Raw genomic sequence first — 12,582 nt, forward strand, 5'->3', positions numbered from 1 at the left:
GCGAGGCGCGTCGTATCACGATCGATTACAAGTCTGCGCCACAGGCCGATGCGCTGCAATGGCTTGCGCCTGAGCAGACGGCGGGCGGCGAGCATCCCTTCGTCTTCAGTCAAGGCCAGGCAATCAATAACCGCACCTGGATTCCTACGCAGGACAGCCCCGGTATCCGCCAGACCTGGCAGGCGCGGATCACCGCGCCCGCGCCGCTTGACGTCGTGATGTCGGGCATCCTGCAAGGGGAGCCGATCGATGCGGGCGGAAGCCGGCGTGCCTTTAGCTTCGAGATGGACAAGCCCGTGGCGCCCTATCTCATCGCCATCGCTGCAGGAGAAATTGATTTCCGCGCCCTCGGTCCGCGCTCGGGCGTATGGGCCGAGCCCGCGACCTTGGACCGCGCCGCGGCCGAGCTGGTCGATACCGAGGCGATGATCGATGCCGCCGAGGAACTCTACGGCGAGTATCGTTGGGGTCGCTATGACATGATCGTGTTGCCTCCTGCCTTCCCCTATGGCGGCATGGAAAACCCGGTTATGACCTTTCTCACCCCCACGTTCATCGCCGGGGATCGCTCGCTGACCGGGTTGGTGGCGCACGAGTTGGCGCACAGCTGGTCGGGCAATCTGGTCACCTACGCCAGCTGGCGCGATGGCTGGCTGAATGAAGGCGTGACCTCCTACCTCGAAAACCGGATTTCCGAGGTGGTGTTCGGCGAGACTCGCGCCGCGCAGGAACGGGCGCTGAGCTATGCCGGAGTGATAGAAGCGGTGGAAGAGTTGGGCACCCAAGCGCCTGAAACCACGCTACTGACCCCAGAGGCACTCGATCCGCTGAACTACAATTCCGCAATCACCTACGACAAGGGCGCGCTGTTTTTGCACACTGTGGAGAGCATCGTCGGACGCGAGCGGTTCGATCCGTGGCTGCGTAGCTGGTTCGACCGGCACGCTTTCGAGCCGGCGACCTCTGCCATGTTCCTGGCTGACATGCGTGCAAATCTCATCGGGGACGACCGGGCGCTGGAACAGCGGCTGATGCTCGACCAGTGGGTCTATGGAACCGGCATTCCGGCCAATGTGAAGCGGCCCGATCCGCAGGCCTTCGCCACAAGCGATGCAGCGGCCCGCGCCTATCTGGCCGATCGCACCCTCGACGCACGAGCATGGCAGGGCTGGAGCGCGGCCGAGCAGATGCGGTTCCTGCGCAGCCTGCCCGAAGCGCTTTCGGCCGAAGAGCTGGCGCTGCTGGACCGGACTTTGAGCCTGTCGACCACTGGCAACAACGAGATCAAATTCCTGTGGCTAGAGGCAGCGCTGCGCAATCGCTACGATCCCGCGGTTGCTCAGGCGGAGGCTTTTCTTTCCACCGTGGGACGCAACAAGTTTGTCGAGCCGTTGTTCAAGGCGCTCGTGGATGAGGGCGATTGGGGCTTTCCGATCGCCCGCCGCATCTATGACCGCACCCGGCCCTCTTATCATTCCTACACTCGCAGCAAGGTCGATCAGGTCCTGAAGGTCAAGGACTGAGCGATGAGGGCATCGGCCCATTTGTAGCGGGTGGCTGGAACTGTAGCCAGGCCAACTCCTGACGGGCGTGCTCCGCCGGTCAAAGGCTCCTCGTTTCTTCCGAGGGAAAACTTGAGCGGACATCGGTGATTTCGCAAGAGGATTTCGGCAGTGGTAACCTCTCCAGCTCCGATCGAGTGAATCTCTGGAAGCATCGTTGGCTATGCGCCTCACACCGCCGATAGCGGATGGGCAGCTTCCGCTCCGATTGCTGCCGGTCCGAATTGCGCCCCAAATTGCGGTCGTCGACGGAGCCGGCTAAAAATCCCGATTTTGGGACACGACTATCGATTACGGCCCGCCCGCTATCGGACAGTGCCCCAAAATAACTGCCGTTCATTTATTGCATCGATCACGGGAGCTGGGATTTACCTGCTGGTGAATAGCGAGAGGTAATGGACGAATATGCCGCTCGATGAATTGCAGCGTGTGACAATGCCGACGCTGGTGGTTTGCAGCGAGGAGGTCCGCGACAACGGCTCGGCGCAATAGTTGGCCGATATGCTTCCCGAGGCGACGTATGTCGAGGTGCCGGGAACCCAGATGAGCTCCGTGACCAAGCCCGATCCGGGAGAGGCGTTCGCAGAGTGGCTGGGCACGGCCTGATAGGTTGGTCTGCGGGGTCACGGCGCGCCGGCCGAAGGCGAGAATCAGCCCGAAGAGCTTGATTAAGCGCGGCCTCAGGGGCAATCCGGTAGTCAAAGTTACCAACCCACTCCCCCCGAGAGAATCGAACGAGAGGACGCCATTATGAAATTCGCACCGGTCGCGCTGTCCGCGCTCGCCATTGCCCTGGCCGCACCCGCCATGGCGCAGGGCGTCTCCGACGCGCCCGTCGCCGCCGAGCCGGGGCCGAGCTTCCCGATGACTCCCGCGGGTGCCGCCGCCTTCGTCGATGCAGTGGAAAAGGACCTGTTCGACTACTCGGTCGAGGCGGGCCAGGTCTATTGGGTCAACGCGACCTATATCACCCCTGACACGAACGCGATGGCCGCGCGGGTCGGTGCGCTCGGTACCGAAAAGTCCGTCGAATACGCGCTCGCTGCGGCCCAATACGCGCAAGTCGAGGGACTCTCCCCCGATGTCGAGCGCAAGCTCAATATCCTGCGCAACGGCCTCGTGCTACCCGCGCCGACCACCCCCGGCGCGGCTGAGGAACTCAACACGATCGCGACCGACCTCCAAGCGCAATATGGCGCAGGCAAGGGCACGCTCAATGGTCAGCCGATCAGCGGCTCCGACATCGAGGCCGAGATGGGCAACCTCGAGCACACGCCCGAGGAATACAAGGAAATGTGGGTCAGCTGGCACGACAATGTCGGCACGCCGATGAAGGAAGATTACGTCCGTCTGGTCGAGATCGCCAATCTCGGCGCGACCGAGCTGGGCTTTCCCGACACCGGCGCGATGTGGCGGTCAGGCTACGACATGGAGCCCGACGCCTTCGCCGCCGAGACCGAGCGGTTGTGGCAGGAAGTGAAGCCGCTCTACATGGCGCTCCACACGTATGTCCGCAGCCAACTCAACGAGAAATATGGCGATGCCGTCCAGCCCGCCACCGGCCCGATCCGCGCCGATTTGCTCGGCAATATGTGGGCGCAGGAGTGGGGCAACATCTATCCGCTGGTCGCGCCCGAAGGCGCGGGCGACATCGGCTATGATTTGACCGAGCTCATCGCGGCGAAAGATCTCGACGCCAAGGAAATGGTCAATATCGGCGAGGGTTTCTTCTCCTCGCTCGGGTTCAAACCGCTGCCTGAGACGTTCTGGGAGCGCTCGATGTTCCTGAAACCCGAGGACCGTGAGGTGGTATGCCATGCAAGCGCTTGGAACATCGACAATGTCGACGACCTCCGCATCAAGATGTGCATCAAGCCCAACGCGGACGATTTCATCACTATCCACCACGAGCTGGGTCACAACTACTACCAGCGAGCCTACAACGATCAGCCCTATCTCTATCTGAACGGCGCCAACGATGGGTTCCACGAGGCGATCGGCGACATGGTCGCGCTGTCGATCACGCCGCAATACCTGGTCCAGATCGACATGCTCGAGGAGGCCCAGGTGCCGAGCGCGGACAAGGATATCGGCCTGCTTCTGCGCCAGGCGATGGACAAAGTCGCCTTCCTGCCGTTCGGCCTGCTGGTCGATCGCTGGCGCTGGGGCGTGTTCGACGGTTCGATCACCCCCGCAGAATACAACAATGCCTGGACCGACATGCGGCTGGAATATCAGGGCATCGTTCCGCCCGCGACGCGGCCGGTCGATGCCTTCGATGCGGGAGCAAAGTACCACATCCCTGGGAACACGCCCTACACGCGCTATTTCCTTGCGCGGATCCTGCAGTTCCAGTTCTACAAGTCGGCATGCGAGCAGGCGGGATGGGACGGGCCGCTGCACCGCTGCTCGTTCTACGGCAACAAGGAAGTGGGCGAGAACCTCAACGCCATGCTCGAGCTGGGCGCGAGCGAGCCGTGGCCCGACGCGCTCGAAGCGTTCACCGGCACCCGCGAGATGAGCGCCAAGCCGATGCTCGAATACTTCGCCCCGCTGATGGAGTGGCTCGAAGAACAGAACGAGGGCGAGAAAGCGGGCTGGTAAGACGCTCGTGATGAGAGAGCTCGCGCATGGCCGGCAACGGGAAGAACCTTCCGTCGTCGGCTGGCGCGAGCTCGTTTCGATGTCGGAGTTGGGGCCGACCGGGGTGCCGGCGAAGATCGACACGGGGGCGCGGACGATCGCGCGCGTTTGCGGCAGGACCCCGGCAGCACTGTACTTCAACCATGCGCAGATTATCAGGCTTCCCCCTCTGGCAAGACAGGATCAGTGTACCCGCCAACCACCCAGATGAAGCTCCACAGGTCGATGATGTCCACAGGATGCAGATTGTGCAACACCCTCAGGAGTTCCGCTTCGCGCCCTGATTTCGGTCATCCCGATGAACACTGCGTGCTCCCAGAAGCTGCCGTTCGCGACGCGAATTGAAGTGGTGATAACCGACGCCTGCGCATGCAGCTGACGCTTTCAACCGGGTAACAATAGCGCTGCACGCTCAAGCACATTAAGGGCCAACGGCACTGATGTGGGTCTGCAATGTGGGCGATTGGCGCGGTTCGTATCCGAGCGCCTCGGCAACGCGGTCGTCCCAGCCGTAAGGGTCGGTACGGAACCGCACTTCACCCGAAGGCTCGACGAAGGCGGTGTGATAAAGCAGCCTAACGGGGATGTTCTGCGGGAGATCGACGAAGGTTTCTTCGCCGCTCGCCCGCGCCTGGTTGAATTCGCCCGACACACCCGCCTCGCGCGCCAGCATTCGGGCGAATTCGGGGGCGTTCTCGACCCTGATGCAGCCGTGGCTGAGGTGGCGCTGGTTGCGATCGAACAGCTGCTCGGCCGCGGTGTCGTGAAGATAAATCGCATGTTCGTTCTTCATGTCGAACTTGACGACTCCCAGCGCGTTTTCCGGACCCGGCAGCTGGACGACCCATCCGTCGCGCCGGACCATGTTGTTCCGCCGCAGATAGCCGGGGCCGCGAGGCTGTATCTCCTCTTCCTCGATCGATTTGGGAACTGTCCATGTTGGATTTGCAACCAGCCGATAGATCGGCGACGCGAGCTGCGGCGTTTCCCATCCGGGCTGCCCCACCACCACCACGCGCCGGTCGCGGTGTTCGCCGTTTAGATAGTAATCCAGCGCAGCGGCCGCGATGTTCACATCGACGCGGGTGTCGGGCCGGTTGCGTTCGAGCCAGCGCCGCCGCTCCATGTTCACCGCGAGCAGGCGCGAGCGTTCCTCCGCTCCGGTGTTGAGGACTGCCAGTGTCTCCGGCCCGACCACGCCGTCCGAGGTAATCCCGAAATCCTGCTGCATCTCCTCTACCGCATGCGCCAGTTCGGCGTTGTAGCGCTGCTGCGTGCCGGGATCGCGCCGGCCTTCCCCCTGTCCGAGATAGCCGTTGCTGCGAAGAACCTGTGCGATCTGCTGCACGCGCGGATCGCTATCGCCTTCGCGGATCAGCTCGCCGCTTCCGATGGTGCTGCCCTCGCTCCCCGCCGCGCGCTTGGCATAGCGCAGATAGGCTTGCGAAAGGGCGCGATATTCCGCGTCGGAAGGCGCCAGGCTCTCGATCCATTCGCCCGCGCGCCCCTGGGTTACAGCCTGGCTCAGCCCCCCGACCAGGTCGAAGTTCGGTCGCGGCAGGGTGTAGATCGTGAACAGGTCGTTCGGGTTCGCCCTGCCGTCGGCCAGTGCGTCGGCCAGCTCAAGCGCCGCCCCGGTCAGAGCGGCTTCGCGCGCGGCGGGACCGCTCGCCTGCTCAACCGAAGCGATAAATTCGCCGGGATCCAGCCCGTGCCGGCCTGCGCCCCGCAGCGCTTCGACCAGACCCGGCGCAGTAGCGCTCGTCCAGGCCGGTGCCCAATTTCGGTTTTGATAGAACTGCCGCACGCGTTCGTCGGAAACCGCCACTTTCAAATCGGCCTCGCCGACGGCTTGCGGCTCCACCATCGCGGCGGCCTCGATCCGGTTTTCAGAACCGGCCTCCGACCGGTTCGCCTGTGTCGTCGCCTCGCCCGCGTTCCCGCAGGCCGACAACAGCGCCAGCGCTGCGACCGAGCTTAATGCAAAATTTCTGTTCACTGGACCTTCTTCTGTTTGCGACCATATAGCCTTTTGCCCTCAACGCCTTGCAGGCCGCTGCGGTCCGAGAATTTTCGTCGTGACCTGCTTTCCGGCCCGCCGCCGGCGTGGCGCACTCTCGTGAACCCCGCAGGTTTCCATGCGTTGTTTCGTCGAGAACCCATTTTTGCAGGCAGGAGAATTCTGTCGGATTACGAGGCAAGACCCATGCTCAAGCACATCGCATCGCTCACCGCCGCGGCGCTCGCCCTGCTGGCTACCACCGCCGCAAGCGGGCAGAGCACGGCACCCGGCCAGGAGAAGGCCGATTATCACGCCTGGCTCGCTCAATCGCCGCAGAACCGCGACCGCGTGCTCGCGTTTCAGGCCTTCCTCGCGCAGAAACGCGCAAGGAACGTCCTGCCGACATGGCAGCTGGTGCGCACCTCCTCCTCGTGGCGCGAATGTTCTGCCGAGCGCTTCGAGGTCGCCCCGGTTCAGCAATGGCAGAACATCGTGAACACGCTTGCCTTTGTGAAGAACGAAATCGTGCCGGCAGTGGGAGAGGTCGAGGCCTTGTCGGCGTTTCGCAACGAGGAACTGAACACGTGTTCGGGTGGAAGGCCGGGCTCAGCCCACCGCATGTTTTTCGCCATGGATCTGGTTCCGGCAAGCGACATTAATCGCGGCGAACTGATTTCGGAGCTGTGCGGCGCCCATGCCGAACGGGGCGAAGCATACAAGGCGGGGCTGGGTTTCTACAGCGGCTTGCGCTTCCACGTCGACAGCAACGGATACCGCCGTTGGGGTGCCGACGGCCGCGGGTCGAGCTCGCCGTGCAACCGGGTGTTGTAGACCCGATAGCGCCTGTTCTTGCCCGCAGAGCGGGCCCTTACCTGCAGAGCGGATTTCCGACCAGATCGTCGGCGCTCATGGCGCCTTCCAGGCTGTCCTGCGTCTTCTCGAAGGATTTGCCCGCCAGCATCGCACCGGGACCGCAGTAATAGGAGCAGCCTTCGGGGACGCTCGCGGCCAGTGTGACCCGGGTGCCCGAGACGCTGGCCGGAACCACGCAATCCTCCTCGCCGGCCATGACTAGTCGCAGTTCGGCGCCAGATTGTTCCACGCGGCCCTGTTCAATGCGGCCGATCCCGCTGCACGCCGCCCGGTCGAGTTCCAGAGTGACGATGCCGAAGCGAACGGCACCCGAAGGAGCCTTGACCATGCATATGCGATCCTGCTGCTTGCCCTCGCCATCGCCGAGATAGAGACCGGTGAGTTCGGCCGTGCCGACCGGATCAACGGCTTCTTTGCCCCCGCAGGCGGCGAGCAAGAGGATCAGCAGCGGGGCCGTAATTCTCAGATAGGGCATGGGTCTAGACAAAGCACGAGAACGGCGATGGTTCACGCAAGCGACCATTCCTGCCCAATATCGCAGCCGGTTACGCCGGAACATCGCCCCGTGCCGGCGGTTCGAACTGCACATCCTGCACATAGGCCAGCGCCTGAGCTGCCCGAGCCGACAAGCCGACCACCTGCCGAGTTTCCTTGCATCCACTCACCGATCCCGACCGACTAAAGAAGTCCAGCCCCTCGCTTCCTGCCGCGCGAAAATGGCTTTGTCCGCTTGCCTTGGCCTTGCCGATCCTGATCGGCGGATGTTCGCAAGGCGATGGGTCCGGCAAGCCGGATTCGCAGCCGACGGTTGGCACCGCCGGCGATGCTGCAGGCAAGACCGCGACCGGGCGCGAAGCCAATGCGAAGGCAGAGCAAGCGTCACCGGAGCCGCCCGCCGTGCCGTCCCCGCGCGCGCCGGAGATCGAGGCGGGAAAGCAGCTGGATGAGACGATCCGGCAGCTTGGCGATGGTTTTGCGGGCCATCTCGGCATTGCGGTGCGAGATCTCGCAAGCGGCTGGACGGCGCACTTCGGAGGCGACGATTTCTTCCCGCAGCAAAGCGTGAGCAAGCTGTGGGTGGCGGTTACCGTGCTCGATCAGGTGGACAACGGCTGGCTGGATCTGTCGGAAGAAGTCACGCTGGAGCGCGACGATCTGACAGTATTCTACCAGCCGGTCCGCACGCTCGTGCTGCGCAACGACGGCTACACGACCACTCTTGGCGACCTGCTGGAGCGGGCGATCGTGCGCAGCGACAACACGGCGAACGACTTCCTGCTGCGCCGCGCCGGCGGACCCGATGCGGTGCGTCGGACGCTGGCGCAAAAGGACCTCGGCGGGATCAGGTTCGGGCCGGGAGAACGGGAATTGCAGAGCGAGATCGCCGGGCTCGAATGGAAGCCCGAGTATTCCATCGGACCCGCCTTCATCAACGCGCGCGCCGAAGTGCCGCTCGAAGAGCGCCGCGCGGCTTTCAAGGACTATCTGGACGAGCCAATGGACGGGGCAAAGCCGATCGGTATCGTGCATGCGCTGGCCAGGCTGGAGAAGGGGCAACTCCTCTCGCCGTCAACAACCCGCCGCTTGCTCGAGCTGATGGCAAGATCGGCCACGGGGGAACGGCGACTGGGCGGCGGAGTGCCCGCGAGCTGGTCGATCGCGCACAAGACGGGCACCGGGCAGATCCTCGAAGGCACGCAGACCGGTTACAACGACGTCGGTCTGATCAGCGCGCCCGACGGGCAAACCTATGCGGTCGCGGTGCTGATCGGCCGAACCAGCCGCCCGCGCGCCGAACGCAGGCGATTGATGCAGGCCGCGGTCGAGGCGGCGGTCGCCTACCACCGGGCTACGGACCAGTGATGCCACGAGATGCGGTCTGAAGACGGCTCCGGCGGGACGAGCACAGCTCTGGCAAGGAACGGGCCGATGGGGTGCCCCGTTAGAGCTGCGAAGGAGTGGCGAATGCCGAGCGAGCGTACACGGGCGTTGAGCGATGTCCTCGATCAGCTGGAAAGCGTGGCCGGAGGCGAGAGCATACGAGTGGGTGAGGTTGTCGAGCATCTGGGTCGCAAGTCCTTCGCCTCCTTGATGCTGGTCTTCGCGCTGATCTCGACTTCGCCGGCGAGCGGCATCCCCGGCATCACCGCGACCGTTGCGTTTCTCGTCTTCATCCTCGCCGTTCAGCTGATCATCGGACGCAAATGCGTGTGGTTGCCCGGCTTCGTGGTCCGGCGCTCGATGTCGACCGCCAAGCTGTGCAAGGGGGTCGGCTGGCTTCGCAAGCCCGTGCATTTCGTCGAGCGGTTCCTGCGTCCGCGATTCACCTTCCTGCTCCACCGGCCGTGGATCCTGCTGCCGCTCGTGCTAATCCTGGCGCTCACCATGGTCATGCCGCTACTCGAAGCCATCCCGACATCGGGTTCGATCGCGTCTGCCGTGATCGCGCTGTTCGCCGCGGCGCTTCTCACGCGCGACGGTGCGCTGGTGCTTGTCTCGCTTGCACTGCTGCTCGCCCTGCCGGTCGCAGTTTGGCAATTCGGCCCGAGCATCTGATGAGCCATAAGCCCTCCCTTCAGCATGTGACGCAGCGATATTAGCGGCTAGTCGAATGCTCGAACCCTGAAGGTGTGGCGCTGCTCTTGTATGCGAAGAACTGCCGGCAGCTTTGCCAAAATCGGTGTGTCCGCCAGCGGCAGTTTTCGAACTCGGCTCCCGAATAGCGGACTGGCAGCTAACGGCCCAGAAGCTGCCTCCATCTCAAGGGTTGCTATAGGCGCGCTTCGAGGACCATGTTGAAGGGGCCTTCGGTGGCCCTCCGCACGCTTCCAAACCCGGCTCCCGTTAGAAGCTGTGTCAGCTTCTCCTGACCTGCTTGTGCGCCTACCGCCTCTCCGACCTCCTGTGCCAGTGAGGTTGGCACACAGATCATGGTCGAGGCATTGTAGTAGAGGCGACTGACCGGGTTGCCGATGTTCTCGCCCGGGCTGTTTCCTGCGATCGGCTCCACTATCATCCAGGAGCCGTCCTCCTTCAGCAGCTGCCGCATGTGCTCTGCGCAGCCGCGAGGATCGCCCATGTCGTGCAGACAATCGAACATGGTGATCAGGTCGAAGTCGGTTTCTGCGATCTGCTTGGCGGGTGCTGTCTTGAAGCTGACCCTGTCACTCAGTCCGTGAGCTGCCGCATGGGCCGTCGCCTGCTCGATCGACGGTTCGTGGAAATCGTAGCCGATAAATTGGCTGTTCGGGAAAGCCTCGGCCATGACCAATGTAGAAAAGCCGACGCCGCAACCGACGTCGGCGATCTTTGCTCCCGCCTTCAGTCGCGGCATCATGCCATTGAGGGCAGGAAGCCAAGCCTGGACAATGCCGTTGACGTAGCCGGGTCGAAAGAACGCACCCACCGCACAGAAGAGGCATCCTGCGCTTTCGCCCCAGGCAACCCCCTCTCCGGTTCGGAAGCCTTGCTCGACCTTTGGCTCGCCTTCGATCATAGCAGCCGCCAGTTCGAAGGCTCCTTCCAGATAGACCGGGCTGTCCTTGATCGCGAACACCATCGCCTGCTCAGGTGAGAGGCTGAACTGCTCGGTCGCGGGGGCGAACTGGATGTAGCCATTGACTGTCTGCGCCATCGCCCACTCGCGGACATATCTCTCCGCCAGCCCTAGCCTCCCGGCCAGCTCTGCTGCTGTTGCTGGTCCATCCGAGTGAAGAGAGTTGAAGAGGCCCAGCCTCATCCCGATACGGACGGTCGGCACACTGAAGGCACCTCCCAAGTCCCCGAGCATCTTGCCTACGAGTTGGTTGAGTGTGTCTGGATCTGGTTCGTTCATGATGGCGCTCCGCCTGGCAGTGATGATGTGCCGCGGGCATCCATGCCAGCCACCATCGAGAGCGACCCGAGACTTGCCGTTTTAGTTTGTCTGAAGCGCTGTAGGTTCTGCCTCAATCGTCTTGCTGTCAAGGAGGCCGTTGGCCCCCAGATGCTCTGCTCTCACCTGTTCGCCCAACGGCAGCTGAGCGCGCCTGCAGCTTCAAAGCAGAACGTCCGGAGCCGACCGAAGTCCGGACCTTCGCCGCGGTTGCCGGTTGCGCAGTGCGGATGAACCGGCCATCCGGCAGGCATGATCTTCACCGCTTCCCGACGCGCCGTTCTTAGCGCCTCGCTCGCCATTCCCGCGCTCGCCTACGCGCCGATCCTGCGCGCCGCACAGTCCGATCTGTCGCAGCTGTCGGACATGACCGGCGCGGCCAAGCCCATCACCTCAGCGGAACGGCTGGAGCGGATCGCCCGTGCGCAGGCGCTGATGGAAGCGAACGACATTGCCGCCGTAGTAATCGAACCGGGCGCCTCGCTGACCTATTTCACCGGCGTCGAGTGGGGCCGCAGCGAGCGCGTGACAGGCGCGGTCCTGCCTCGCGAGGGTGAGCCGCTGATCGTGACGCCGTTCTTCGAAGAACCCTCCGTGCGCGAGACGCTGGATATTCCGGCCCAGCTGCGCGTCTGGCAGGAAGACGAAAGCCCGCTGGCGCTGATCGCCGACTGGCTGCACGAGCGCGACCTTGCAAGCGGGCTGCTGGGGATCGAGGAGACCGCGCGCTTCTTCGTGGCCGACGGTCTGGTGGCCCGCCTGCCGCAGATGCGCACGGTGTCCGCCGATCCGGTGGTGCGCACGCTGCGGATGCACAAGAGCGCGTCGGAAATCGCTTTGATGCAGCTCGCAACCGACGTGACGATGGCGGCCTATCGCTGGACCTGGCCGCGCGTCGAGGCCGGAATGACTGGTGCGCAGATTTCTGCACTGATGAGCGGTGCGACGCGGGCGCTGGGCGGCACACCGCAATTCTCGCTCGCGCTGGTGGGCGAGGCGTCCGCCTATCCCCACGGCTCGCGGCAGGTCCATAGCATTGCCGACGGCGAGGTGCTGCTGATGGATTGCGGCTGTGCAGTCCACGGCTACGAAAGCGATGTCTCGCGCACCTTTTCTTACGGATCGGTCCGCGCAGACGTGGCGCGCGTGTGGGAGACCGCAGCACGCGGACAAGGCATTGTGTTCGACGAGGCGCAGATCGGCAGGCCCGCGGGCCGCGTGGACGATGCGGTTCGCGCCTTTTACGATAGCATGGGCTACGGTCCCGGCTACACGCTGCCTGGTCTCTCCCACCGCACCGGCCACGGCATCGGCATGGACGGGCACGAACCGATCAATCTGGTGCGAGGAGAGGAAACTCCGTTGGCTCCTGGCATGTGTTTCTCAAACGAGCCTGGCATCTACCTACCGGGCCGGTTCGGTGTTCGGCTGGAGGACTGCATCTATATGACCGAAAGCGGACCCAACTGGTTCAGCCAGCCCGCCGCTTCGATCGAAAATCCAATCTAAGCCAGAAATCTTTTTCCTGCTCCTCGTCCTGAAAAGTAGGCCGACCGGACGCGGGGTGAGTATCGTAGGAATGGCCGCCTCCATAGCTTGCTCGCCGGAAAGCAGACAGTCAGCAATCG

The 12,582-nt window shown here is 63.5% G+C and carries 9 protein-coding genes (1 of these 9 only partly in view); 6 read left to right on the plus strand and 3 right to left on the minus strand.

Annotated elements, in window-relative coordinates:
• Positions 1-1,523: the 3' portion of a M1 family metallopeptidase gene (locus Q9K01_RS02475; RefSeq protein ID WP_305928618.1), read on the plus strand. The gene continues 370 nt to the left of window position 1, outside the view; the window shows 1,523 of its 1,893 coding nt (coding positions 371-1,893); the start codon falls outside the window, past its left edge; its stop codon occupies positions 1,521-1,523.
• 789 nt (positions 1,524-2,312) lie between these two features.
• Complete coding sequence (locus Q9K01_RS02480; protein WP_305928619.1) at positions 2,313-4,166, plus strand: M2 family metallopeptidase; 1,854 nt, start codon at positions 2,313-2,315, stop codon at positions 4,164-4,166.
• A 460-nt stretch (positions 4,167-4,626) separates the two neighbouring features.
• Here Q9K01_RS02480 and Q9K01_RS02485 read toward each other — a convergent pair whose 3' ends face one another.
• Positions 4,627-6,204: a L,D-transpeptidase family protein gene (locus Q9K01_RS02485; protein WP_305928620.1), complete on the minus strand. Its 1,578-nt coding sequence runs from the start codon at positions 6,202-6,204 to the stop codon at positions 4,627-4,629.
• Positions 6,205-6,324: 120 nt separating this feature from the next.
• Here Q9K01_RS02485 and Q9K01_RS02490 point away from each other — a divergent pair, with 120 nt between their 5' ends.
• Positions 6,325-7,038, plus strand: a complete 714-nt coding sequence (locus Q9K01_RS02490; RefSeq protein ID WP_305928621.1) for a hypothetical protein — start codon at positions 6,325-6,327, stop codon at positions 7,036-7,038.
• A 37-nt stretch (positions 7,039-7,075) separates the two neighbouring features.
• Here the strand turns inward: Q9K01_RS02490 and Q9K01_RS02495 are convergent, their stop codons facing one another.
• Positions 7,076-7,555, minus strand: a complete 480-nt coding sequence (locus tag Q9K01_RS02495; RefSeq protein ID WP_305928622.1) for a hypothetical protein — start codon at positions 7,553-7,555, stop codon at positions 7,076-7,078.
• 266 nt (positions 7,556-7,821) lie between these two features.
• On the opposite strand from Q9K01_RS02495, the gene Q9K01_RS02500 reads away from it, so the two are divergent.
• The gene (locus Q9K01_RS02500; protein ID WP_305928623.1) at positions 7,822-8,943 is read left to right on the plus strand and encodes a serine hydrolase; all 1,122 of its coding nucleotides are present in this window, start codon (positions 7,822-7,824) and stop codon (positions 8,941-8,943) included.
• 102 nt (positions 8,944-9,045) lie between these two features.
• Positions 9,046-9,636 carry an exopolysaccharide biosynthesis protein gene (locus Q9K01_RS02505; RefSeq protein WP_305928624.1) on the plus strand — a complete coding sequence of 197 codons (591 nt, stop codon included), beginning with the start codon at positions 9,046-9,048 and terminating at the stop codon, positions 9,634-9,636.
• 214 nt (positions 9,637-9,850) lie between these two features.
• On the opposite strand, the gene Q9K01_RS02510 is transcribed toward Q9K01_RS02505, so the two are convergent.
• Positions 9,851-10,915, minus strand: a complete 1,065-nt coding sequence (locus Q9K01_RS02510; protein WP_305928625.1) for a class I SAM-dependent methyltransferase — start codon at positions 10,913-10,915, stop codon at positions 9,851-9,853.
• Between the two features lie 291 nt (positions 10,916-11,206).
• On the opposite strand from Q9K01_RS02510, the gene Q9K01_RS02515 reads away from it, so the two are divergent.
• A complete protein-coding gene (locus tag Q9K01_RS02515) occupies positions 11,207-12,463 on the plus strand; it encodes a M24 family metallopeptidase (protein WP_305928626.1) in 1,257 nt (418 codons plus the stop codon).
• The last annotated feature ends 119 nt before the right edge of the window (positions 12,464-12,582 follow it).

The sequence above is a fragment of the Qipengyuania benthica genome (genome assembly GCF_030717865.1).
In the GTDB taxonomy this organism is placed as follows: Bacteria; Pseudomonadota; Alphaproteobacteria; order Sphingomonadales; family Sphingomonadaceae; genus Qipengyuania; species Qipengyuania benthica.

What these genes read in the sequence shown, in the direction of transcription:
- Q9K01_RS02480 (WP_305928619.1), top strand. Translation starts at nt 2,313, where the DNA reads ATGAAATTCGCACCGGTCGCGCTGTCCGCGCTCGCCATTGCCCTGGCC.
- Q9K01_RS02495 (WP_305928622.1), bottom strand. Translation starts at nt 7,555, where the DNA reads ATGCCCTATCTGAGAATTACGGCCCCGCTGCTGATCCTCTTGCTCGCC.
- Q9K01_RS02505 (WP_305928624.1), top strand. Translation starts at nt 9,046, where the DNA reads ATGCCGAGCGAGCGTACACGGGCGTTGAGCGATGTCCTCGATCAGCTG.
- Q9K01_RS02510 (WP_305928625.1), bottom strand. Translation starts at nt 10,915, where the DNA reads ATGAACGAACCAGATCCAGACACACTCAACCAACTCGTAGGCAAGATG.
- Q9K01_RS02515 (WP_305928626.1), top strand. Translation starts at nt 11,207, where the DNA reads ATGATCTTCACCGCTTCCCGACGCGCCGTTCTTAGCGCCTCGCTCGCC.